The sequence below is a fragment of the Paraburkholderia sp. Ac-20347 genome (assembly GCF_017104805.1).
Classification (GTDB): Bacteria; Pseudomonadota; Gammaproteobacteria; order Burkholderiales; family Burkholderiaceae; genus Paraburkholderia; species Paraburkholderia tropica.
Map to the genome: position 1 here is coordinate 1 of NZ_JAAGPN010000009.1, position 23,855 is coordinate 23,855.

21 protein-coding genes and 1 pseudogene are annotated in these 23,855 nt (G+C 62.8%); 12 read left to right on the plus strand and 10 right to left on the minus strand.

Features of this window, described 5'->3' with window-relative positions:
• The 8 genes and pseudogenes from G3N97_RS02955 to yicI all read left to right on the plus strand — a co-directional run.
• A pseudogene (locus tag G3N97_RS02955) lies at nt 1-302 on the plus strand (EmrA/EmrK family multidrug efflux transporter periplasmic adaptor subunit); the annotation flags it as partial.
• A gap of 878 nt (nt 303-1,180) precedes the next feature.
• Entirely contained in the window at nt 1,181-1,573 is a 393-nt protein-coding gene (locus G3N97_RS02960) for a hypothetical protein (protein ID WP_205991832.1), read from the plus strand.
• A gap of 80 nt (nt 1,574-1,653) precedes the next feature.
• Nucleotides 1,654-2,700, plus strand: a complete 1,047-nt coding sequence (locus tag G3N97_RS02965; RefSeq protein WP_205991833.1) for a substrate-binding domain-containing protein — start codon at nt 1,654-1,656, stop codon at nt 2,698-2,700.
• Between the two features lie 289 nt (nt 2,701-2,989).
• Nucleotides 2,990-4,201, plus strand: a complete 1,212-nt coding sequence (locus G3N97_RS02970; RefSeq protein ID WP_205991834.1) for a sugar ABC transporter substrate-binding protein — start codon at nt 2,990-2,992, stop codon at nt 4,199-4,201.
• 86 nt (nt 4,202-4,287) lie between these two features.
• A complete protein-coding gene (locus G3N97_RS02975; RefSeq protein ID WP_205991835.1) occupies nt 4,288-5,226 on the plus strand; it encodes a sugar ABC transporter permease in 939 nt (312 codons plus the stop codon).
• A 1-nt stretch (nt 5,227) separates the two neighbouring features.
• Nucleotides 5,228-6,040, plus strand: a complete 813-nt coding sequence (locus G3N97_RS02980; protein ID WP_205991836.1) for a carbohydrate ABC transporter permease — start codon at nt 5,228-5,230, stop codon at nt 6,038-6,040.
• 18 nt (nt 6,041-6,058) lie between these two features.
• On the plus strand, nt 6,059-7,123 hold the full coding sequence (ugpC, locus tag G3N97_RS02985; RefSeq protein ID WP_205991837.1) for a sn-glycerol-3-phosphate ABC transporter ATP-binding protein UgpC: 1,065 nt from the start codon (nt 6,059-6,061) through the stop codon (nt 7,121-7,123).
• A gap of 54 nt (nt 7,124-7,177) precedes the next feature.
• Entirely contained in the window at nt 7,178-9,511 is a 2,334-nt protein-coding gene (yicI, locus tag G3N97_RS02990) for an alpha-xylosidase (protein ID WP_205991838.1), read from the plus strand.
• A 97-nt stretch (nt 9,512-9,608) separates the two neighbouring features.
• On the opposite strand, the gene G3N97_RS02995 is transcribed toward yicI, so the two are convergent.
• From G3N97_RS02995 to G3N97_RS03005, 3 genes are all read right to left on the minus strand, one after another.
• Entirely contained in the window at nt 9,609-10,064 is a 456-nt protein-coding gene (locus G3N97_RS02995; protein ID WP_205991839.1) for a copper chaperone PCu(A)C, read from the minus strand.
• A gap of 48 nt (nt 10,065-10,112) precedes the next feature.
• Entirely contained in the window at nt 10,113-10,760 is a 648-nt protein-coding gene (locus G3N97_RS03000; RefSeq protein WP_205991840.1) for an SCO family protein, read from the minus strand.
• A 127-nt stretch (nt 10,761-10,887) separates the two neighbouring features.
• Nucleotides 10,888-11,313 carry a DUF2946 domain-containing protein gene (locus tag G3N97_RS03005; protein WP_346778009.1) on the minus strand — a complete coding sequence of 142 codons (426 nt, stop codon included), beginning with the start codon at nt 11,311-11,313 and terminating at the stop codon, nt 10,888-10,890.
• A 192-nt stretch (nt 11,314-11,505) separates the two neighbouring features.
• Between G3N97_RS03005 and G3N97_RS03010 the strand changes: the two genes are divergently transcribed.
• The 4 genes from G3N97_RS03010 (at nt 11,506) to G3N97_RS03025 (ending at nt 16,045) form a co-directional block, all read left to right on the plus strand.
• Nucleotides 11,506-12,012, plus strand: a complete 507-nt coding sequence (locus G3N97_RS03010) for a DUF2946 family protein (RefSeq protein ID WP_205991841.1) — start codon at nt 11,506-11,508, stop codon at nt 12,010-12,012.
• Between the two features lie 72 nt (nt 12,013-12,084).
• The gene (locus G3N97_RS03015; protein ID WP_205991842.1) at nt 12,085-14,346 is read left to right on the plus strand and encodes a TonB-dependent receptor; all 2,262 of its coding nucleotides are present in this window, start codon (nt 12,085-12,087) and stop codon (nt 14,344-14,346) included.
• Nucleotides 14,347-14,580: 234 nt separating this feature from the next.
• Complete coding sequence (locus G3N97_RS03020) at nt 14,581-15,294, plus strand: glycosyltransferase family A protein (protein ID WP_205991843.1); 714 nt, start codon at nt 14,581-14,583, stop codon at nt 15,292-15,294.
• Nucleotides 15,287-16,045 (plus strand): PIG-L family deacetylase, encoded by a 759-nt coding sequence (locus tag G3N97_RS03025; RefSeq protein WP_205991844.1) that lies wholly within the window; start codon nt 15,287-15,289, stop codon nt 16,043-16,045. Before G3N97_RS03020 ends, G3N97_RS03025 begins: the two co-directional genes overlap by 8 nt.
• On the opposite strand, the gene G3N97_RS03030 is transcribed toward G3N97_RS03025, so the two are convergent.
• The 7 genes from G3N97_RS03030 to G3N97_RS03060 form a co-directional block, all read right to left on the minus strand.
• Nucleotides 16,009-16,629, minus strand: a complete 621-nt coding sequence (locus tag G3N97_RS03030) for an SAM-dependent methyltransferase (RefSeq protein WP_205991845.1) — start codon at nt 16,627-16,629, stop codon at nt 16,009-16,011. The two genes, G3N97_RS03025 and G3N97_RS03030, sit on opposite strands and share 37 nt — an antisense overlap.
• Before the next feature lie 17 nt (nt 16,630-16,646).
• Nucleotides 16,647-17,771: an acyl-CoA dehydrogenase gene (locus tag G3N97_RS03035; protein ID WP_346778010.1), complete on the minus strand. Its 1,125-nt coding sequence runs from the start codon at nt 17,769-17,771 to the stop codon at nt 16,647-16,649.
• Between the two features lie 200 nt (nt 17,772-17,971).
• Entirely contained in the window at nt 17,972-19,546 is a 1,575-nt protein-coding gene (locus G3N97_RS03040; protein WP_205991894.1) for a methyl-accepting chemotaxis protein, read from the minus strand.
• Between the two features lie 117 nt (nt 19,547-19,663).
• Nucleotides 19,664-19,897, minus strand: coding sequence for a tautomerase family protein (locus tag G3N97_RS03045; protein WP_205991846.1), 234 nt, complete (start codon nt 19,895-19,897; stop codon nt 19,664-19,666).
• Between the two features lie 202 nt (nt 19,898-20,099).
• The gene (locus G3N97_RS03050; protein ID WP_205991847.1) at nt 20,100-21,296 is read right to left on the minus strand and encodes an efflux RND transporter periplasmic adaptor subunit; all 1,197 of its coding nucleotides are present in this window, start codon (nt 21,294-21,296) and stop codon (nt 20,100-20,102) included.
• On the minus strand, nt 21,296-22,870 hold the full coding sequence (locus G3N97_RS03055; RefSeq protein ID WP_205991848.1) for an efflux transporter outer membrane subunit: 1,575 nt from the start codon (nt 22,868-22,870) through the stop codon (nt 21,296-21,298). The genes G3N97_RS03050 and G3N97_RS03055 overlap by 1 nt, the downstream gene beginning before the upstream one ends.
• The gene (locus G3N97_RS03060) at nt 22,867-23,832 is read right to left on the minus strand and encodes a glycosyltransferase family 2 protein (RefSeq protein WP_205991849.1); all 966 of its coding nucleotides are present in this window, start codon (nt 23,830-23,832) and stop codon (nt 22,867-22,869) included. The genes G3N97_RS03055 and G3N97_RS03060 overlap by 4 nt, the downstream gene beginning before the upstream one ends.
• Nucleotides 23,833-23,855 lie beyond the last annotated feature (23 nt).

Genomic DNA, 23,855 nt, shown 5'->3' on the forward strand with positions numbered 1-23,855 from the left:
CGCTGCTGCCGGCGCAGAACGCGACGGGCAACTGGATCAAGGTGGTGCAGCGTCTGCCGGTGCGTATCTCGCTGGATCCGGAAGATCTGCAGAAGCATCCGCTGCGTATCGGTCTGTCGATGCAGGTTGATGTCGACATCAAGAATGATGCGGGCAGCCAGCTGGGCAACGCGCAGAACACGGTGTACGAGACGAACGTGTTCGAGAAGTATGGCGATGAAGCCGATGCGGAAATTGCGCGGATTATTTCGCAGAACGCGGGCGGAAAATCGGCAGACAAGCGGGACGCGCCCGCCGAGTGAAGGCGTGCGGATGGAGATGCAACTAACTGCCAGCAGCCTCAGCTTTCCGCTGACGCCGTTTCACGGCGCACTCCAGTGCGAGCAGGGCGCGAGGTTCAGCTTAGGCGCTGCGCGTGTCACGTGTCGCCACACAAACCGGTTGCACGCATTCGCACCGGCCGCTTAAAAACGGCTGGTTTGCGAACATCGTTCGGATAACCAGGTATTGCTCAAAAGCCTCCTGAAAACAGGAGGCTTTTGTTCGACTGGCGATTGCGAAGCGTGACCGGCTGACTGGTCAGGCAAAACGCGGATCAATGACCGTGCGCTTCCCTGAAACCAGCGTCATGTTCGAATCGCTCGGCACGTCTACCGGACTGAAATCCGGCCGAGACAATGAACAGGACTCCTGCAAACGGCCAGGAAAAAGTGGCCAGAACGAAGCAGAACCAGAAAGCGTCTTGAGGAGGGTACGCGGGGAGTGCCCATGAAAGGCAGGCAGCTGGCAACAGCAACATACACAGCGCCGACCGATTGAGGAAAACGGCGACCTTTGCGTTCTTGAGCGTTTCAGCGTGCATGCCTGTCTCCATAGGAAGTGGCACTGAGACATAGAGTCGCACGATGGCAATGCAATGAAAACTCGGTGAAAGCCCTGAGGTAATTTCGCTGAAAATCGACGTGGAATTGCCGAAATTGCAGGGATTTGATGGGGCCAAGACACGTATTGGACGTTGTGCGAAGCCGCATAAAACGTCCGAATTCCTCACTGGAAATAACGCGAAACGGAAGCGCGCGAAAGGAAAAATGAGCGCAATCGCTAATGGCGTTAAGATGCGCGCTCGACACCGATGTCTCCCAGGCTCAATCAGGCTCAATCGCAGACTCTTCCTCGCGCCATGCCCCAATACCTCGACGCCGCTGCTTTACTCGAACTCGCTCAACGCGCGGAACACGCCGAAGCCCCCGTGTGCGGCTGCACAAAAACACCGCTCGACGGCTGGCAATCGCAGCCGCTTTCGCTCGACGAGCGGCAACTCGAACAAATCGGCACGCTCATTCCGGAAGACGAGGCAGAACCGACTTTTTCCGAATATTTGCCGGGAAACCACGGTTATTGGTCCGACGAAGCGCCCATTGCTCCGCGCTACTTTCCGTATAACCGCTGCGGCGTGTGGAAATGTACGCAGTGCGGCCGGCTTTATCTGCGTTATACCGAAGGCGGCGGTTATTTCGTCGATCAGCGTATTCGCGCGCTAAAGGCGCGGCTGATCGAAGACGTGCCGCTTTAAAAGCCGCTTACCGTTATGCTGTGCGGCGTCGGGGGCGCATCGCGCGTTCCGGCTCACTCCCTCCACGATCAGACCAGCGCATGGGTATTCGCGAACTCGCCAAGGAACTGAAGCTGTCGGTGTCGACCGTGTCGCGCGCCTTGAACGACAGCGACGAGGTCAGCGACGAGACGCGCGAGCGCGTGCGCGCCGCCGCGCTCCAGCACAGCTACGCGCCGAGCAAGTCGGCGGCGAGCTTGCGGCGCGGGCGGCTCGACCTCGTCGGCCTGATGCTGCCGGTGCGGCGCGAGGAGGAGACCTATACGCACGGCATCTTCATGCGCCTGGCGGACGGCCTCCAGTCCGTGCTGGCGCGGCATGGCATGGACCTCGTGATGTACTCGAGCGCCTCCTGGGACGACGAGTTCGCGCGGCTGCGGCGCATCGTCGACCGGCGTCACGTCGATGGCGTGATTCTCGCGGGCACGCGGCGGCACGACGAGCGGCTCGACTATGTCGCGAGCCGCCATTTTCCGTTCGTCGCGCTCGGCCGCAGCGAGTCGGGGGGCGAGCACGCCTGGATCGACCTCGATTTCGAAACGGCCGTGGCGGCCTGCGTCGCGCAACTCGTCGAGCGCGGGCATCGGCGCATCGCGCTGGCGATTCCCGGCGGCGATGCGATGCAGGCGCACATCTACCTGAGCGCCTGGCAGCGGGCGATGAAACGGCACGGCCTCGCGGTGCCCGAAGGCTACGTCCAGCGCAACGAGCTGTCCGAGCGCGGCGGCTATCTCGCGACTGCGGCGCTGCTCGGCCTGGCCACGCCGCCGGACGCGCTGATGTTCCAGAGCGATTGCATGGCGATCGGCGCCTACCGCAAGCTGCACGAGACGGGCATGACGCCGGGGCGCGATCTGGCGATCTCGGGCGGTGTGCTGGCCGGCGAGGTGTCCGACTACCTCGCGCCGCGCCTGTCCGGCTTCACGCTCGACGCCTGTGCGCTCGGCGAGCGCCTCGCGCAGGCGCTGCTGGCCCAGATCCCCGAGTTCGAGTCGACGTATCGCGCCGCGCGGGAGCCGCAATTGTGGCCGCTGACGCTGCGCGATCGCGACGACGACGCGCCCGTGCCCACGTCCTCCGGCCGCTGAGGCGCGTTAGCGACGCGCCGCGCGCGGATCGGCTCCGCGCCTAAGCAGCACGCATCATCGACATTGTTTTTTCCGCGAATCGCGTTTGCGATTTTCGCAGCCGGCTTGACAGCGTCAGGCTCAGAAGCAACTATCTGGCTGTTTTCCGGAAACGTTTCCGGAAAACGCGGCACGAAGACGGCAGCACGACGCATGCACGGCCAGGCCGGCCGAACGAGACGGCTCCCGCACAGAACCGGAAAGAGCCTCGAACACAGCGCGACACTAACGCGCGAAAAACGGAGACAGCATGAAGAAGCTACTTGCCGCGTCGGCGGCGATCGGTTTGGCATTGTCGCTTTCCTGCGCGCCGCTGCACGCGGCGTCGTTGTCGGTCTGGGCCGTCGACGAGCCTGACGACTACACCGCGAAGATGGCGCAGGAGTTCGCGAAGCTGCACCCGGACGTTCACGTGCAGATCCGCAAGGTTGGCTTTGCGGCGCTCAACGACGAGACCATGCGCGCCGTGATGTCGGGCAACATGCCGGACGTCGTGCCGATCGACAACCCGAACACGGCGATGTTCGCTTCGAAGAATGCGCTGCTCGATCTCGGTCCGTACCTCGCGAAGTCGAAGGTCATCGACGCAAAGCAGATCTTTCCCGGGCCGCTTAAAAACGCCACCTGGAACGGCAAGATCTACGCGATTCCGCGCGGCACGAACACGCTCGCGCTCTACTACAACAAGGACATGTTCAAGGCGGCCGGGCTCGATCCCGAGCATCCGCCGCAAAGCTGGGACGAACTCTATACCGACGCGCAGAAGCTGACCGACGCGAAGAAAGGCGTGTACGGTCTCGCGTTTTCCGCCATCAACACGGAAGAGGGTGTGTTCCAGTTCCTGCCGTTCGTGCAGGCTGCGGGCGCCGACTGGGACCGCATGAGCGATCCGGGCGCGGTGCGCGCGGTGGCGTTCTGGCAGAAGCTGCTCGACAGCAAGGTGGCGTCGCCGGACACGCTCACGCATAGCCAGTCCGAAGCGGCGGCGACCTTCATCAACGGCAACGCGGCGATGGATATCGACGGACCGTGGGAGTTGGGCGCGGTCGACAAGGGCGCGAAATTCAAGTGGGGCGTGGCGCTCCTGCCGGCCGAAAAGGCGGGCGGTCCGCGCGCGTCGGCGCTCGGCGAGCAGAATCACGCGATTCTGCGCGGCGCGAAAGATCCGGCCACGGCGTTCCAGTTCCTCGAATACATGTACGCGCAGCGCGGGCGCAACTGGAACGACTTCGGCATGCTGCCGCCTTCGCGCGACACCAACACGCCGAACCCGAAATGGCCTCAGGCGTATCAGGTCTTCAACGAGCAGATGCAATACGCGCGTCCGCGCGGTCCGAATCCGCAATGGCCGAAAATCTCGAAGTCGATTTCCGATGCGGTTCAATCCGTGCTGACGCATCAGGCGACGCCGCAACAGGCCATGAACGCCGACGCGCAAGCCGTTCAGGCATCGATTAAATAAGTCATCCGAAATAAATTCAGCGGGCCAACGACCGAAGGACGCCGCGCGTCTTCCGGTCGCCGTGCGGTCTTTGAGCGATCAACGCCATGAACACACTGTTGCGCCGTGCTCCGCGCGAGCCGGCTTCGGGCCTGTTGCGCCGCTTTCCGCGCGCCCATGCCTTCGAGATTTCGCTGGCCGTGTTCGCGCTGCTGTATCTGCTGGTGTTTGCCGGGCTGCCGCTCGTCTACAACATCGTGCTGTCGTTTCAGCAGGTCGATCTGATGGAGCCGGCCACGCTGTTGCGCCCGTTCGTCGGCCTCGCGAATTACCGCGATGTGTTCAGCCGCCCGGAAATGCATCAGGTGATCGTGAACACGGTGCTGTTCGTGGGGCTGTCGCTGTTGTTTCAGGTGCTGATCGGTTTCGCGCTGGCGCTGCTGTTTGCGCAGGATTTTCCGTTCGCGAGCCTGATGCGCGGTCTGTTTCTCGCGGGCTGGATCATGCCCGGCCTCGTGGTGGGCGTGATCTGGAAGCTGATTTTCGCGGGCGATTACGGCGTGCTCAATCACGTGCTGATGCAGTTGCACGTGCTGCACGAAAAGATCTTCTGGCTCTCCGATCCGCACTGGTCGCTTTACGCTGTGATTGCGGCGAACGTGTGGCTCGGCGTGCCGTTCAACATGCTGCTGCTGTCGGTCGGCCTCGCGGCCATTCCCAGGGATCTCTACGAGGCCGCGGAACTCGATGGCGCGAACGCGCTGCAACGCTTCACCGGCATCACCTTGCCGATGATGAAGGCCACGCTCGGCGCCGTGATCGCGCTGGGCGCCATCATGACGATGCAGCAATTCGATCTGATCGCGGCGCTCACGCAAGGCGGTCCCGCCAATTCGTCGCTGGTCGCGCAGTACTGGTCGTGGCAGCTGTCGCTGCAAACCTTCGAGGTGTCGGCGGGATCGGCGGTCGCGACCGTGATGCTGGTGCTCGTGCTGATCGTCGCGGTGATCTACGTGCGCTCGACGCGCAACGAAAGGATGCTCTGACATGAAGCGCTACGTGCTGTTTTTCATCGCGCTGTCTGTCACGGTGATTTATCTGTTTCCGCTGTACTGGATGTACATCACGGCGTTCAAGAACGCGAGCGAGATGTTCCAGTATCCGCCCACGTTCTGGCCGCAGCATTGGCAATCGCATTTGTGGCAGGTGTTCAGCGACAGCGGTATGGGAAATTTTCTCTGGAACTCGTTCGTGACGGCATGCGGCACCGTGGCGGTCACGGTGTTCGTCGGGACCGGCGCGGCCTATGCGCTCGCGTTCGTGGAAAACCGCTGGACCCGCTTTGCGATTTTCGCGGTGCTCGTCTTGCAGGCGCTGCCTTCCAGTTTGATGGTCACGCCGATCTTCACTGCGTTCAAGAGTATCGGCCTGCTCGATACGCCGCGTTTTGCCGTGGTGCTCGCGCAGATCACCAAGACGCTGCCGTTTTATATCGTGCTGTGCCGACCGAGCTTCGTGCAGGTGCCGCGCGAGTTGCGCGACGCGGCGCTCGTGGATGGCGCGTCGCCCGCGCGCGCATTCTTCGGCGTGATTCTGCCGCTCGCGGTGAACGGCATTCTCGTCTCGGCCATCCTCGTGTTTCTGCAGTCGTTCGGCGAATACGTGTACGCGCGCTCGCTGATTCTCGATGACCGCTATCAGACCGCAACCGTCGGGCTTTCGGCTTTCGTCGGCGCGACCAAGGTCGACTGGATCGGCATCATGACGTATTCGGCCATTTTCGTCACGCCGATCCTCGTCGCCTTCATGCTGCTGCAACGCAGGATCGTCGCCGGGCTCACCGCCGGCGCGCTCAAGTAACGCATACGGAGAATCGCAGTGGATCGCATACAGATCGAGCGGCTGAGCAAGAGCTACGGCGCCGTGCAGATTTTGAAGGACATCGATATCAGCGTGCCGGAGGGCTGTTTCGTCGCGCTGGTCGGGCCGTCGGGCTGCGGGAAATCCACCTTGCTGCGCACGATCGCGGGACTGGAGCCGATCACGGGCGGCACGTTGCGTATCGACGGACGGATCGTCAACGACGTGCCACCGCGCAAACGCGATGTCGCGATGGTGTTTCAGAGCTACGCGCTTTATCCGCACATGAATATCGAGCGCAACATGTCTTACTCGATGCGGCTTCGGCGCGCTGCGCCGCAAATCATTCGCGAGAGCATCGACGGCGTGGCGCGCACGCTGGGACTCGACCATCTGCTCGCGCGCATGCCGCGACAGCTTTCCGGCGGCCAGCGTCAGCGCGTGGCGATGGGTCGTGCAATCGTACGGAATCCGAAGGTATTTTTATTCGACGAACCGTTGTCGAATCTCGATGCGGCGCTGCGCGTGCATATGCGCAGCGAAATCCGCAAACTTCATCAGCGTCTGGGCGCGACGTCCGTGTACGTCACGCACGACCAGATCGAAGCGATGACGATGGCCGATCATGTGGTCGTGCTGCGGGCCGGGCAAGTCGAACAGCAAGGCGCGCCGCTCACCTTATATCGCGAACCGGCGAACCGCTTCGTGGCGGGTTTTATCGGCTCGCCGTCGATGAATTTCATCGAAGCGGTCATTGGCCCGGACGGACGCAGCGCGCAATTCGGCGCTGGGCAGCGTCTGGATCTTGTTCGCGTGTTCCCTGCGGGCGCTGAAGTGTGGATCGGCTTGCGGCCTGAGCATCTGCGCCTGCATCGCGAGCCACATGGCGTGCGCGGCGTTGTCGATACCGTGGAAAGTACCGGCTCGATGAACTTCATCGCCGTGAAACTCGAGGGCGTGGCTGCGCCGTTGATGATCGCGCAATCCGGCGCGTGCGCGCTGCGCAGCGGCGAGACGATCGGTTTCGATATGGCGGGCGAGCATATTCACGTGTTCGACCGGAAAACCGAACGGGCGCTGTAGACGCAACACAACCGGATTGGGATTCGCCGTTCAATAGTCTTTTGGTACATCTAAATGAAAATCAGCGATGGCAACTGGTTGATCCGCGAAGGGCTCAGCGTGACGTACGCGGCTGCGCCTCATAGCGTGGAGATTGTCGGCGACGAGCTGCTCGTGCATGTCGCGCCGCGCGATGTGTCGAGCCGCGAGCGTCAGCTCGATACGGGGCTGTTCACCTGGCGATTCTTTTCGCCGCAAAGCGGGGTGATCGGTGTGCGTGTCGAGCACTTTGCCGGTGTGCGTGATCGTGGTCCGCATTTTGTGCTGGCGCGTTCGGCGACCGGGATCGTTACGTCCAACACCGAGGAATCGGCGAGCCTCACCAGCGGTTCGCTCACAGTGCGTATCGTCAAATCGGGCGATTGGTCGGTGGACTTTCTGCGCGACGGCGAGCGCATCACGGGCAGCGGCTTTCGTGCGAGTGGACAGGTACACGATGCCAGCCAGCAGGGCGCGGCGTTCATGTTCGAGCGCCTCGATCTCGGCGTGGGCGAGAACGTCTATGGGCTCGGCGAGCGCTTCACTGCTTTTGTGAAGAACGGGCAGGTGGTCGAGAGCTGGAATCGCGATGGGGGCACCGGCACCGAACAGGCCTATAAAAACGTGCCGTTCTATCTGACCAATCGCGGCTATGGCGTGCTCGTGAATCACCCGGAGAACGTGTCGTTCGAAGTGGCGAGCGAGAAGGTCGCGAAGGTGCAGTTCAGCGTGGCGGGAGAGCGGCTCGAATACTATGTGATCGACGGTCCCACGCCAAAGGCCGTGCTCGAACGCTTCACGCAACTGACCGGGCGGCCCGCGCTGCCGCCTGCCTGGTCGTTCGGTTTGTGGCTCACGACGTCGTTCACGACGAATTACGACGAAGCCACGGTCAATCACTTTATCGACGGCATGGCCGAGCGTGGCATTCCGCTGCACGTGTTTCATTTCGACTGCTTCTGGATGAAGGCGTTCCACTGGTGCGATTTCGAGTGGAACCGCGAGACCTTTCCGGATCCGCAGGGCATGCTCGCGCGACTCAAGGCGCGCGGCCTGAAAATCTGCGTGTGGATCAATCCGTATATTGCGCAGCCGTCGCCGCTGTTTGCCGAAGGCATGGAAAAGGGTTATTTACTGCGCAAACCTGATGGCGATGTGTGGCAGTGGGATCGATGGCAGCCGGGGCAGGGTATCGTCGATTTTACGAATCCCGCGGCGGCGCAGTGGTATGCGGGGCATTTGCGGCGCTTGCTGGAGATGGGCGTCGATTGCTTCAAGACGGATTTCGGCGAGCGTATTCCCACCGACGTGATTTATCACGACGGTTCCGATCCGCAAAAGATGCACAACTACTACAGCTACCTGTACAACAAGGTGGTGTTCGACGTGCTGCGCGAAGTGCGCGGCGAAGGCGAGGCCGTGGTGTTCGCGCGATCCGGCACCGTCGGCAGCCAGCAATTGCCCGTGCATTGGGGCGGCGATTGCAGCGCGACCTATGAATCGATGGCCGAAACGCTGCGCGGCGGCCTGTCGCTCGGGCTGAGCGGCTTCGGCTTCTGGAGCCACGACATTGGCGGATTCGAGCATACCGCGCCCGCCGACGTCTACAAACGCTGGTGCGCGTTCGGACTGCTGTCGAGCCATAGCCGTTTGCACGGCAGCAAGTCGTATCGCGTTCCATGGCTGTTCGACGATGAAGCCGTGGACGTGGTGCGCCATTTCACGGAATGGAAGTCGCGCCTGATGCCGTATCTGTTCGACGCCGCGCAACAGGCGGTCGAGCACGGCACGCCGATGCTGCGTGCGATGCTGCTGGAGTTTCCCGATGATCCAGCCTGCGATCAACTGGATCGCCAGTATCTGCTCGGCGATGCGTTGCTGGTCGCGCCGGTGTTCAACGCGATCGGCGACGTGGACTTCTGGTTGCCCGAGGGCCGCTGGACGCATCTCTTCACGGGTAAAACCGTCGAGGGCGGCAGGTGGCTGCGCGAGCGTCACGGCTTTCTGAGTCTGCCGGTCTACGTGCGGCCGAATACGCTGCTGGCGATCGGCACCGAGGATCAGCGTCCGGATTACGACTACGCATCGCGCAGCGAACTGCATCTGTTCGAACTCGCCGATGGCGCGAGCGCCGCGGTCACGTTGCGCGACGAGCGCGGCGCGAGCGTTACGCAAGTGAGCGTGACGCGGCACGGAGCGACGCTCAAGCTGCGCTATGCGGGTGTGAAGGGTGTGAACGGTGCGTTGCCGTTGACGCTGCGCCAATGGCCCGAGTTGCGCGATGCGGGCGGCCTGACGATGCAGGCGAGCGAGGCCGGTGTCGTCGTGCAGTTGCCCGCAGGCGACGGCGAAGCCGTGCTGCACGTGTAAAGCCGATGCGATGATCTGGCTGACGAGCGGAGACGCCTGTCAGCCAGATAAAACAGCAGCGACGCTACTTTCAACTCCACGCATTGCGTCGCGGAATTTATTTCCCCGCAGCGTTCTTCACGTCGCACTGCGCCGACACTTTCTCGCCGTCGCTGAAATCAAACGTCACGGGAATGCTGCTGCCGATCTTGAGCGGATGTTTCGCGTGCTCGAACATCACGTGATAGCCACCGGGTGCGAATTCGAGCGTGCCATTTGCGGGAACGGTTGCCTTGTCGACCATGACCATTTTCGAAGTGCTGCCGCTGCTCTGCGTCTGATGCAGCATCGACATACCGAATGCCTCGGTTGAAATGCCAACGAGATCGACCGGCTTGTCGCTCATGTTCATGAGTTTGAAATAGCCGCCCGAAGGCACGTCGCCCGGCATGGAGCGGATCCAGCAATCCGACACCATGACGGAGTCAGTCGCGGCCATTGCGGCGATCGGAGCGGCGATCGGGGCGGCAAACAGGACGAACGTCGTTGCGAACGAACGGAAAAGAGCGGACATGGTGAATCTCCAGTTTTGAGTTGATAAGGCTTTGGAAATACATCGCGATTAAGCGGGCTTCAGCAATTCGCCCAGGTCGTGAAGCCACGGCGTGGCGCCCTGTGCGTCGCGCGCATACAGGCGCAATTTGCCGTTGGCGTCGAATACGAAACTGGCCGCCGTGTGATTCATGGTGTAGTTGTCTGCGTTCGTGCCGGGGACTTTTTCGAAGACGAGTTTGAAGTCTTCCGCGAGCGTCCTGAGTTGCGCATCGTCTGCGGGCCGCAGTGCGCGGAACGAAGGATTGAAGGCCGCTGCATATTGCGCGAGCACGGAGGGCGTATCGCGTTCCGGGTCGAGCGTCACGAACAGCACCTGAATACGCGCGGCTTTTTCGGGGCCGAGTTGCTGCATCGCCTGGGAGAGTTCAGCCAGCGTGGTCGGGCAAACATCGGGGCAATGCGTGTAGCCGAAAACCATCACGACGATCTTGCCGTGATAATCCGCGAGCGTGCGGGTTTGTCCGTTGGTATCCGGCAGAGAAAACTGGCCTGAAAACTGCGTGTTCCCGGTGATATCCAGATTCTGGAAGGACAGTGTCGGTTGCTGATCGCATCCGGCGAGCGCGAGCGCGCCGGAGAGCGTCAGGACGGCGCAAGCCGTCGCGACTGCGCGTCGCCAAAGGCCGGACGCCGCGGGTAAAAGCGGTTTTTGCATGATGCGTTATCGAAAGCGGGTGCGCGGCGAAGGCGCGCGCGGGCGAGCGCAGACGCAGGCATGAGCCTGGCGTGTCGATCGTGCGAAAAGGACGTGAAGCTGTGGACGTGAAGCGCGCGGCGGCGCTTCAGTGGGCAGACGGCGGCGCGCGCGGATAACCCGCGAAATACGGGAGCGTCGGGAATTCCGCTCGCAATGCGGGCAGGACGACAACAGCCGCAAGAAGCGGGAGCCACGGCGCAGCGGACGGCGCAACAGGCGGCGGCGCCGCGGGCGTGGCGAGCAGATTGCAATAGCCGCAGGCCGCGAGCGGATCGTCCGCTACAGCGGCGTGGCTATGGATCTGCGGACCGGCGGAGCAGAGCGCCGCGTCGGGCGACGCCGCGCGCGCCGAAGCAAGCATTTGACTGACCAGCGGCGCGAAAACAATCAGGCACATGGCCAGCAAGGCGAGCCATGTGCCTGATTGTTTTCGAGTGCGTGCGCGTGCAGTCATGGGCGCATGGTAGCTCACTCTCTCCAGATTGCGGTAGCGAATGTGCACTCGGTTCATGCTGAGTCCGCACGTGAGACGGAATGTCGCGTCGACGAACGGCGCGGTCAGCGATGCTCATCACGCACCGCATTCAGCCGCGATGCGGCTGCAAACCGGCGGCAATCCAGCAGCAATGCCGGGGCATGCAAAGCCCGATCACGCTGCGCGCTTTATCCCTAAAAGAATTGAAAGCCGGATAGAATGCGCGCCATGAGTGCCTTTCGCCGATTCCTGCTGCGAGGCGGCATGGCGAGTCGGGCATGGTTCCTGATCGCGTTGGCCGTCCTCCTTGTACGCGCGCTGCTGCCGGGCGCGGTCATGCTGGATCCGGCATCGGTGGCGCAGGGCGATTTTGCACTCGTGATGTGTTCCGGTCACGGCCCGATGTTCGCGGGCGATTCCGGCGCGGCAGCGAAGATGTCTGATGCCATGCCCGGCATGGACATGACCCACATGACGGGCATGACGCGCGGCGACATGGACATGTCCGGCATGTCGGGCTCGCCCGCACACGATCACGACGCCATGGCCGGCGACGACGGCCTTTGTCCGTTCAGCGCCGCGCTGGTCGTCGCGTGCGTGGGCATCGCACTCGCGATTGCATTGTTCACGCTCGCCCGCGTGACGCAGTCGTGGCTCGCAGTATCGACGCGCCCATTGGTGCGTCTGTCGCTTCATTTCCGGCCCCTTTCGCGGGCACCGCCTCTTTTCAGCTGAATGCCGTCTCCCTGCTGCGCGTCGCGATGGCGCCGCGCACGCACGACCATTTCTTTTAGCTGAATCGACAACATGAAGACCCAACAACGACCGCCGCGCGCGGGCGTCGTCGGCACGCGTGCGTCCGAAACGCACCGCGCCGAACAGCAGGCTTTTGCCTCGCGAGCACGTTTTGAAGCCGCGCCTGTTTGCGCCGTGCTGGCCGTGCTGATGACTTCGCTCGCGGCGATACCCGAGGCGCGAGCGGCAGAACTGGAATCGCCCGTCGCGAGTGCGTCGCCGGATTCGACACCAGCGACATCGAGCGACGCGGGCGCTGCGGACAAGGTCATGGCGCCGATAACGGTGGTCGGCACACGCGGTTCGACTTATATCGCGCCCACGTCAAGCAGCACGACGAGAACCAATACGCCTGTCAAGGATTACGCAGCATCCATTCAGGTCGTGCCGTCCGAGGTCCTGCAGGACCGAGGCGTGACGAGCATCGATCAGGTCGCCGACACCGTAAGCGGTGTGCACGCCGAAGCCAGTTACGGCGGCAATGGCGCGACCTTCTTCAATATTCGCGGATTCAGCGAGAGCAATGGCTTGCGCGATGGTTTCCGCAACTACGGCTATTACGCGTTTCGCGATGTGCAGAATATCGACACCGTGGAGATATTCAAAGGTCCGGCGGGTGCGCTCTATGGCGGCATTGGTGCGGTCGGCGGCTATATCAACACCGTCTCGAAGCGACCGGAGCAGGAGAATTTCGGCGAAGTCAGCGCGACGGCAGGAAGCTACGGCCTCGCGCGCACGACGGTGGATGTGAACCGCGTGTTGAACGACGACTTGAGCATCCGGCTCAATGCATCTGCCGAAACCAACTCGACGTTTCAGGACAACGGCGGCTACAAATCGTGGTCCATTGCGCCGGCCATCACCTGGGACAATCATCACGGCACGTCCGTCACGCTGCTGAGTGAATTCAATCATTTGAATCGCGATGGATTCGACTTCGGCGTGCCGGCGGTCGAAAACTATCAGGCGCTTTCGCGCAGCCGCTATTACGGACTGCGCAGCGGCGTTTATCCGGGCGTCGATGGCGATTACGGTCGTAACGACACCTGGTCCGAAACGCTGTTATTCGAGCACGCACTTTCGGAGAACTGGAAACTGCGCCTCGCCGGTCAGTACGCGTACGCACGCCAGCACTCGACGCAGTCGTTCCCCGACAGCACGACCGCCACGGACAATCTGCTCGAATACTCCGTCTACAGCGGTGCGAATGAATTCTCGCGCCAGTATTCGGCCCGTGCCGAACTGGTCGGCGATTTCTTTACCGGCAGCCTGAAGCATTCGTTGCTGGCCGGCGTGGATTACGGTTATCTGGAAGTCGGCAGCGGCGGCTCGCAGGTTTCCACGATGAACGTGGATCTTTTCAATCCCGGCTACGCATCGGGACTGACCGCGGGCGACGCATTGCCTGGACATCAAGGGCGTGGCGCGGATTACGGCGTTTATGTGCAGGATTTGATCGATCTGACTCGACAGCTCAAACTTCAGGTCGGATTGCGCGCGGATCGCTTTATCAATAGCGCCGATGAAGCAGGTGAGCCGACCGGGCGAGGGCAGCAGACGGCTTTCTCGCCGCGTGTCGGCCTCGTCTGGCAGCCCATGAACAGCACGTCGTTTTTCACCGACTGGAGCCGCAGTTACGCGCCGAATGTCGGTCACAGCGGCAGTAACGTCACGTACGCAGCGGAGGTCGCGGAGCAATTCGAAATCGGCGTAAAGCAGGAACTGATTAAAGATCGCCTGAATGCGAATCTGGCGCTTTTCAATATCAACCGGAATCACATTCTCACGACCGATCCCACGAATCCCTTGCTTGAAGTGCTCACCGGCAAGCAACGCAGCCAGGGTGTGGAGCTGGATATCACCGACAATATCACGCCGCGATGGAAGGCCATCGTGAGCTATGCCTATACGCTCGCGAAGGTCACGAGTGATACGACGTATCCGGTCGGCGACATTCTGAGCAATGTTCCGCGCAACAGTGCAAGCCTCTGGACCGTCTACGATCTGGAGTCCGTTCCGGGCTTGCGGATTGGCGCGGGTGTTTATTATGTCGGACCGCGCGAGGCGACGCTGCCCAACACGTTCAAACTCGCGGGTTACGTGCGTACCGATGCGATGGCTTCTTACCGGCAAGGGCATTGGAAGACGCAGTTGAATATCTTCAATCTGTTCAATCGAAAGTACTACACCGGCGGCTCGGCGGCGACGTTCGATTACACGCTGACGCCAAGCCCGCCTTTATCGGCGCAGGTAACGGTTTCGTACGACTTTTAACTATCGACCGGTCAGGAGCGCTTTTTTTGCGCTACGTCCGGTCTATTTTCGACGAAATCCGACGAAGCAACGCAAACGAAAATACGACGCAAACCGCGTGCCGTGCGGTTTTCTCAAGCCATGCCGACGACGCTTTGAACGTCGCAACTCGATTTAAAACCCGGGCACCGAAAATGCATTGAGGTCGCGACAGAGCTTTATCGGTTATCTGCTCATCATGCCAAGGAGTGGAAAATGATCGGCGTCGTGATACCTGCACATAACGAGGCGAGCTGGCTCGGGCGATGCCTGCTCGCCGCCGCGCTGGCCGCGCGGCACGTCGAGTTGATGGGCGAATCGGTCTGCATCGTCGTCGTGCTCGATAGCTGCACCGACGATTCGGCGTGCGTCACGCAAGCATTCGGGGCAACCGCGCTCACGGTGCAGGCGCGCAACGTAGGCATCGCCCGCGCGACGGGTGCGAGCCATCTGATTGCACTGGGCGCGCGCTGGCTGGCGACGACGGACGCCGATACATGCGTCGCGCCTGACTGGATCGTGGCGCAACTGGCCCTGCGGGCCGATGTGGTTTGCGGTGCGGTCGAGGTCGACGACTGGGGCGCGCATCCACCGTGTGTGCGCGAAACGTGGTCGACGCATTATCGAAGTGTCGATGGACATCGCCACGTCCACGGAGCCAACCTCGGCGTGTGCGCGAGGGCGTATCAACGGGCGGGCGGATTTCCGCCGCTTGCGTGCGGCGAGGACGTGGCGCTCGTGGATCGGCTCACGGCGAACGGCGCGACGATTGCCTGGAGCGTTGCGCCGCGCGTGACGACGAGCGCGCGCACCGATTTCCGCATTCGCGGCGGCTTTGGCGACACCTTGTCGTCGTGGTCGACCGGCGTCGCCTGTGCACCCGCAGACATTACGTTGAACGGGATGCTGCAAGGAGAACATCATGAATAGCGCCGACGGATCGCTCTTTGTCGTCTCGCCTCATCTGGACGATGCGGTGTTCGGATGCGCGACGCTGCTGGCTGCGCAACCCGGCGCCACGGTTTGCACCGTATTCGCCGGGACGCCACGAGCGCCGCAGATTCAACCGTGGGATGAGGCGGCGGGTTTCAGCGATTCGTCCGAGGCGATGCGCGCCCGCACGCGAGAGGACGAACGCGCGCTCGCACGCCTGGGCGCACGCGCGATTCGCCTGCCATTTCTCGACGGCCAGTATGGCGAATTGCCTTCTGTTCGCACTTTGGTGAGGGCTTTACTCGCGCGCTTCGATTCGCGCGATCGATCCACGCTTGTCGTTCCGCTCGGGCTGAGGCACCCCGATCATCTGCGTGTATCCGATGCATGGCTCGCGCTGTTGCGAACGCGGACCGTGCAGTCGTGCATCGTCTACGAAGATGCGATCCATCGTGCGGTGCCAGGCATCACGGCGGCACGCCTAGACGAACTGGCGGCTGCGGGACTGCGTGTCGCCGCAGTCGATACGTCCTGGTATCCGCAGCGCGAAAGCGTACGCGCACGGCGTTCGAAGCAGCTTGCCGTGCGGGCTTACGGCAGTCAGCTTCAGGCTTTTGGCGATGACGTACCCGCCGATCTTTCCGAACCGGAACGCTTCTGGCGCGTGGAGTCGCCGAGGCATCCGGGCGTGCCGCCTTCGCCGCGCGATCGCTACGCCAGCGACTCTCTCGCGGCGACGCTCAGTTGATCGGCGCACCAGACGTCGAGGGTGAAGTCCGCGTCGTCGACGTGTACGGCCTGCCGTAACGAAGCGGCGCGGGCATACCGATCGAACAGGCTGTGAACCGCGTAGCCGGTCATGAGGAAGTCGTCCGCATCGTGTCGCCAGTGACAGCACAGCAATGCGCCGTCATCGTCGAGGGATGAACACGCGAGTCGCGCGAGTGCGCAGCAACGCGCTTCGTCGAGATAGTACGCAAACTCGCTGATAACGATCAGATCGAAGCGGCCTGCGGGCCAGTCCTGTGGCATGGCTCGCGTTTCGACTCTGGCGGCGGCTCGCTCGCCCAGTCGCTGACGTGCGAGCGCGACCGCACGCGGCGCGAAGTCGGCGCAAAGCAATGCTTCGCAGCGATCGGCGAGCAGCACGGAGAGTTCGCCGGTCGCACAGGCGGGTTCGAAAGCGCGTCGATACGTCTCTCGCGGGAGCGCCGCCATCATCAGCGCCCGCTTGCGCGCCTCGTACCAACTCGTGCGATAGCGCCACGGATCGGGATCGCATTCGAACGCTGCGTCGAATCGCGCGGCATCGTCCGCTCGCCTGGTGTGCATGCGGCCTCCTGTCGCCGTTATAGCTGCCAGTTCTCGCCCATCCCGGCGAGCGCGCCGCCCAGCGACGCGAGGTCGCGCTCGGCGTGGCTCTGGCGCATGAACACGGCAAGGTCGGCTGTCATGTGCGCGAACCACGCGTCCTGGCAGAGCGGTCCGGCGCCCAAACCACGCGCGCATGCACGCAACACAGTATCGCAGGCATCTTCGACGGCGGCGCGAACCCTCAATGCATCGGCTGATCCGAAGGCGCGCGGGTCTGTGTCGATACATCGCGCCGATTCACGCAGTAATGCGCGCGCGGCGGCGAGTGCCGCGTCGGCTTCGCCGAGATGAGCGTGCAGATGCGGATCTTTGCGACGCGCGGCGACTTCGCGCAGGCGGACGGCGAGCGCCGCCGCCGCGCCGTACCAGCAAGCGGCGATACCTGCGCCGCCGTGCCAGAAACCGGGCCGTTCGAGGTAAGCGCGGGGCGGCCCGATGAGGACCGCGTCCGCGCCATCCATGTCGATCTCGACACTTTGCGTGGCCAGCATTCCCACCGCGTGCCACCCGCGCGTGCTGACGCGCAGATTGGGTTGCATCACACGCAGCGCGGCGAGCCAGTCACTCCGCTCGTCATCGACACACGTCACGAGTGCGTGCGTGACGAAGGCCGCGCCGGAACACCACGGTTTGGTGCCCGAGAGCCGGACACGCTGTCCCTCTTTCCACGTGACGCGCAGATCGTTGTGCGGCATCCGCGCGGCCCACACGGCCCAGAGGTCTGGAGCTGCGTCTCCCGTCCGCGGCCGATGTGCGTCGAGTTCAGTCAGGATGGCGATCGCGTCGGCGTGCGCTTCGAAGATCTTCACCAGCGGCAGATCACGCGCGGCAACCGCCGCGAGAAAGCGCCAGCGCGCCAGCGTCTGACCGCCGCCGGGTTGCGGCAACGCGGGGCAGGCCTCGACAAGTCGATAGGCCGCCGAAGCCAGACCGACGGCATCGAGCGGAAACTCGATGCCGTGCAGGGCAGCGCCGATTTCCGGATTTGCGGCGCAGTCGGCCGCATGCCAAACGGGGATTCCCTGCATTCGCGCCTCCAGAGCGGTCGCGAACCAATGGCGTGACGGCGTGACGCTCCGTGCAATCATCTGCACAATCACACGGGATGGAGCGTGCGCGGTGATGACGCGCCTCCGGTTCGCATTGATAACGCTCTACGCGAATTTCATTCCCGACCTGGAATAGGGACGTACCACGGTGGCGAGGAGGCTAAGGCATCCGGAAGCCGCAGCGCAGTTCGGCTCACCGATCGCTCGCAGATGCCCGGCTCACTACTCTCGTAGAGTCCAGGCGAGAACGCTCATTGCCCCGCAACGACAACCGCGCCGCGAAGCTTGAAGAACGACACGAGGTCTCGCAGCGCGCTCGACTGCTGCGCCATCGAATGAGCCGCCGCGCTCGCTTCCTCGACCAGCGCCGCGTTCTGTTGCGTCACCTGATCCATCTGCGCAACCGCGACGTTGACCTGCTCGATGCCGGTGTGCTGCTCCGACGATGCCGCCGAGATTTCCGCCATCAGATCCGCGACCTGCCTGACCGAATGCACCACGTCGTCCATCGTCTGGCCCGCTTCCTCCACCAGTTGCGAGCCGGTGCGAACGTTCTCTGCGGAAGCGTCGATGAGTTCCTTGATTTCCCTCGCAGCCGTCGCGCTGCGTTGCGCCAGCGTGCGCACTTCGCCCGCGACCACGGCGAAGCCTCGCCCTTGTTCTCCGGCGCGAGCGGCCTCGACCGCCGCGTTGAGCGCGAGAATATTCGTCTGAAAAGCAATCCCTTCGATGACGTCGATGATGTCCGCCATTTTTGCGGAGCTCGTGCTGATGTCCTTCATGGTGCCGACCACGCGGCTCACGACGGCGCCGCCGCGCGCCGCCACGTCCGACGCACTGGCCGCAAGCGTGTTGCCGCGCCGTGCGTTCTCCGAGTTCTGCTTCACCGTGGACGTCAGTTCTTCCATGCTGGCCGCCGTTTCCTGCAATGAGGCCGCTTGCTCTTCGGTGCGCTGGCTGAGGTCCGTGTTGCCCGCCGCAATCTCGGCAGAGGCCGAGGCCACGCTCTCGCTGCCGTTTCGCACGCGGCCGACGAGGTCGTTGAGGCCCTCGTTCATCGTGTTCAGCGCACGCAGCAACTGGCCCGTTTCGTCGTCCCCGTCAATGACGATCACCGACGTGAGATCGCCCTTGGCGACCGTGCTGGCGATTTCGAGCGAACGGCGTACCGGCACGACGATAGAGCGTGTGATCAGCATGGCCGCGATAACGCTGAGTGCGATCGCGCCGGCGACCAATACCGCAGTGAGCACCAGCGTCGTGCGATAACGGGAAGCCGCTGCGGCCGCGGCATGGTCCGCGCCCTGTCTGTTGAGCGTGACATCGCGCGTGATGACGTCCGCCGCCGCCATGAAGAGGGGCGACGAATCGCCGCTCGCCAGCTTTCTCGCTGCTTCCAGTTGGTCTCCGTCGCCTTGGGCTAACGTGTTGAGCCGGGTGTCGACGTCCAGATACGACGACCAGGCGCTTTTAAAGTCGTTAAGCAATTGCTCCTGTTCCGGCGACGAAACGACACGCTGGTAATTGCCGAGCGCGCTGTTCAGCGATGCAATCGCGTCGTTTCGCCTCTGCACGAATGTCGTTTTCGTGCTCGCGTCCGACGCCATCGCCACCACCAGCGACGCGCGCCGGGCGTCATTCATATAGGCCCGAATTTCGCCTAGTGCCTGCACGCCGGGTAGCCATTTGTTTGCCAGCTCATCGGTTCCGCGATAAATGCGCGACACTTGCAGCAGCGCGAGGCCGCCAATGAGACACAACGAAAAAATGGCGATTCCGAAGCCGATACTCAATTTGCCGGCAATACCGATGTTTCTCAGTCGCATTTCAGATTCTGTAGCGGTGATGATGCGCAATAGACTGCGCGCCCCGAAGTTCGAAGCGATGGCTACGCAAACCGACACGAGTGAGCGTAGCCGTCAACTCCGCACTTTGCCCTGGTCTCAGGCTTGTTCGTTTCCCGGTTTCAATGCCTGAGCGGTCACCGCGGTATCCGGCTCGTCTTTCGTGCGCGTACCGGTGGCCCAGTGCGCGCGCGGAACTTCGACGGCATAAACACTGATCGCTGCGTACGGCGAACCTAGCGTTTGATGCACCGCCTCCGCGACGGCTTTAATGCACGATTTGATGAGTTCGTCACTGCGGCCTTCGAGAAGAGAGATTTGAACAAGTGGCATGATTTTCTCCTTTTAAACGGAGGAAATCATGCGGCGATGCTGAATCGACGGTCCAATACCGTTTTAGTTAATTATCCATATCAAATTGGCATTGAGCGTTATTCGATGCGTGAAATCAATATTCATTCGCGATAATTCGTAAATTGAGGTTTATTGGCAAAAATCAATGAAGTCCGATCCTCGCCACTTGGTCCCTCGCCATTTAGCTGCCCCGATTTTCTCGAATCACCTTCTCCGCAGCCGCTTGCGCTTCGCTTGCCATGCCGTCATGAACGCGCGTTGCAAGCGCGGCGAGCGGGGTCTCCGAATCGAGCAGATGGCCGTCGCGCTCGTGCGTATCGACGCGCACGCGCATCGACAATCCAATCCGCAGCGGATGCGCGGCCAGATCGCCGGGGTCGATCGAAATCACCACGGGCACACGCTGCACGACCTTGATCCAGTTTCCCGCTGCGTTCTGCGGCGGCAACATCGAAAACGCACTGCCGGTTCCCGCAGAAAATCCTTCGACGCGTCCGCGATAATTGACCTTCGACCCGTAGATATCGGAATTGATCGTCACCGGCTGGCCGACGCGCATATTGCTAATCTGCCCCTCCTTGAAATTCGCTTCGATCCACAAGCCGTGCAGTTGCACGATCGACATCAGCGTGAGACCCGGACCGACCTGCTGGCCGATCTGTACGGTGCGCTGTCCCACCACGCCATCGATCGGCGCAACGATGGTGGTGCGTTTGAGATTGCGCCACGCCAGTTTGAATTGCGCGACTGCCTGAATCACGCCCGGATTGTCTTCGACGGCGAGGCGGCTGCCGAGCGCGCGCGCTGCGTCCAGTTGTGCCTGCGCCGCGCCGAGTTGCGCCTGCGCGCCCGTCACGGCGGCTCGCGCGCGCGCCAGTTCCTCGGGCGAGACAACTTCGACGGACGCGTGATCGCGCGCGGCCAGCGCGCGCTGTGCGAGATCGAGATCGGCCTGACGCGCCTTCACCGCTTCGGCGTACATCGTCGCGGAATAGCGCGCGTTGGCGGTTTGCCGCACGGCTTGCGCGAGTTGCGCCTTCGCTTGCGCGAACGCGACCGAAGCTTCCGCGTCGTCGAGTTGCACGAGCGGCTGTCCCGCGCGCACGCGTTGCGTATCGGCGGCGGCGACGTCGATTACCGTGCCCGCCGTTTGCGCGGCGATCTGCACGACATTGCCCGCGACGTAGGCGTCGTCGGTGTCTTCGCGAAAGCGCGCGGTCGTGAACCAGTACGTTGCCGCCGCGAGCGCGGTGACGGCGGCGACCGCGCCGAAGATCGCGAAGCGTCGCCGCCGCGTCGCGCGCTTGCGTTCGAGCAGGACGGCGTTCGCGGCAAGCGTGGCCGGATCGGGATGGAGGTTGGTGTGGTCGTGGTGCATTAGTTGACCCGCGCGCTGGTGAGTCGTTCGTTGGATCGATCCGTGAGGCGATCGTGGGAGGGGAACACGACATCGAAGTGCGAGATCGCGGGGCCGGGCAGCGTGCGTTCGTCGAAGCCGCCACCGAGCGCGCCGATCAGCGCGACGCGCAGCGTGCGTTGCTGCGACTGCAGATCGATCAGTTGGGCGCGTTCATCGTAGAGCGTGAGCTTCGCCGTATTCACGTCTTTCTGCATCAGCAAACCGCGCCGGTGTCGCTCTTCGGCGATCGAGACGTAGCGCTGCGCGGCGTCGGCGGCATCGCGTTCGCCGCTCACGAGACGGTCCACGGTCGAGAGCGAGACGAGCGTGCGCGCGACATCGCCCAGCGCCGTATCGACGGTCTTGTTGTAGAGCCCGATGGCGACATCGGCGTTGGCGGCGTCGCCCGAGAGCTTCGCCTTGAGGCGGCCGCGATCGAAAATCGGCAGCGATACAGCCGGACCGGCGGACCCCGCCAGCGCCTGGCGCGAGAACATTGCGCCCGGTGTGAGGGCGAGCAGGCCGGCGAAGCCGACGAGGTTCACGTCGGGATAAAACTCCGCACGCGTGCCGTCGATCGCGGCGTAGGCGGCTTCGACGCGCAGACGGGCCGCGACGATATCGGGTCGACGCCCGAGCAGATCGGCGGACAGACGTGCGGGCAACGGTTGATCGGCGAGACTGGAGAGACTCGCGGGACGCGGCCTGGCAAGCGCGAGGCCTCGCTCGGGACCGCCGCCGGAGAGCACGCCCAGTTGCAGTTGCGCGAGACGGATACGCTCGTCGGCGAGTTCGATCTGCGCGATGAGCTTGTTGCGGCGTACGGCGGCATCGTCGGCGTCGTAGCCGTTATCGATGCCGCGCGCCGTGCGCTCGCGCAGCACCGCGGTGATCTGGTCGCTCGCGTCGCGTTTCTCGATCCAGAGGTCGCGCAGCGCGTAGGCCTGGTCAAGATCGCAATAGAGCGTGACGATGGCGAGGGCAAGGGTGAGGCGCGCCTGTTCCGCGTCGACGCGCGCGGCGTCGCGCAGTGACAGCAGACCGCGCGTAGCCGCCGCATTGCGTCCCCATAGATCGAGCTGATAATCCAGTGCGACGAAAATAGAAGATGGCGATTGAACAGGATTACCAAATAATTGCACGGGTACGTCGTAGCCGTTCGCGGAGACATTGGCGACGCCGTTCGATTGCGGCATGCGCGCCTTGTTGACGGTTGCGCCCGCGGTGGCCGTGAGTCCCGTCAACGATGAAAACTGCTGCAACTGCGATTGCGCTACGCCGATACGCGCCTTCGCGATCTGCAGATCGGGATTGTGCGCATAGGCTTCGGTTACGAGCTGGTCGAGCTGTGGATCGCCGAACTGGCGCACCCAGTCGGGCGCGGGCCACGCGCCGGCGCTGCTCGATTTCGGCGTATCGGACAGCGTGCGCGAGAGCGCGTTCGCATCGGGCGTGTGCGGCTGCAAGCCTGGCGTGATCGTCGGCACACAGGCGCACGCGAGCAGCGTGGCGCTGCAGAACGCGAGCAGGCGCTTCATCGTGGGTGTATTCATCCGCGACGCTCCTGCACGGTGGCGCGCGCGGTCCAGCGCGGATGCGAGGCGTCGAGCGGCCCGAGCTTTCCTGTGAACCCGTCGATCAGACCATACAGAATGCCCTTGAGCTTGGCGCGCTTGTCCTGCTCGCCGAGCACAACCTGCACGATTTGCCAAAGCGTGAGCAGATTCGGCACCAGCGCGACCGGAAAGCGTGGGCCATATTGAATGGCGATCTGCATCGCGTTGCGGGCGCTGTAATAGCGGCGCGTCCACGGGTGATTCATGGTCGGGATATTGAGCGGGCCAATGCGTCTGCGCGCCTTTTTGCCGATGCGATGACGCAGCACGAGCGCGGGCACGAGATAGAGCGGCACGTTGTGTGCAAGCGCGCGAAAACAGTATTCCGTGTCGACGTGGTCGATAAACAGCGCTTCGTCGAAACGGCCCAGTGCGGCGTAAGCTTCGCGCGACACCAGGCTGCCCGACGAAATCAGAAACGCACAGCGCACCGGTTGCGCGGTGGCTGCCTCGCTGATGTCGAATTCGAGTCGCCGCACGCCGATGCCGTTGGTCGCGAGCGCGGGCAGAAAGCGGCCGTCGTTTTCATCGAAGATGCGCGGCCCCGCAATGAATGGCCGTCCGGCGAGGCGTTTTGCGAATGCGCGCATCGCCGGAAAATACGCATCGGGGATCACGGAATCCTGATCGAACAACGCGACGGCATCGATCCTGTCTTCGAGCGCGAACAGATGCGCAAGGCCCACGTTATACGCGCCTGCAATGCCCCCGCGATTGCCGTTTTGAATCAGCGTATAGCCGTCGCGTTGCGCGGCGTCGCGAGCGGCGTTGTGCGCCGCTTCCGCATAAGGCGTATTGTCGATCACCACGAGCGCTTCGCACGCGTCGCGCAACGCGGTGAGGCGCGCGAGTTGTTCGCCGCTCGGGTGGTAGAGAATGACAAGTGCGCCTGATCGCATCGCGTGGTTCCTCTTTTTATCGT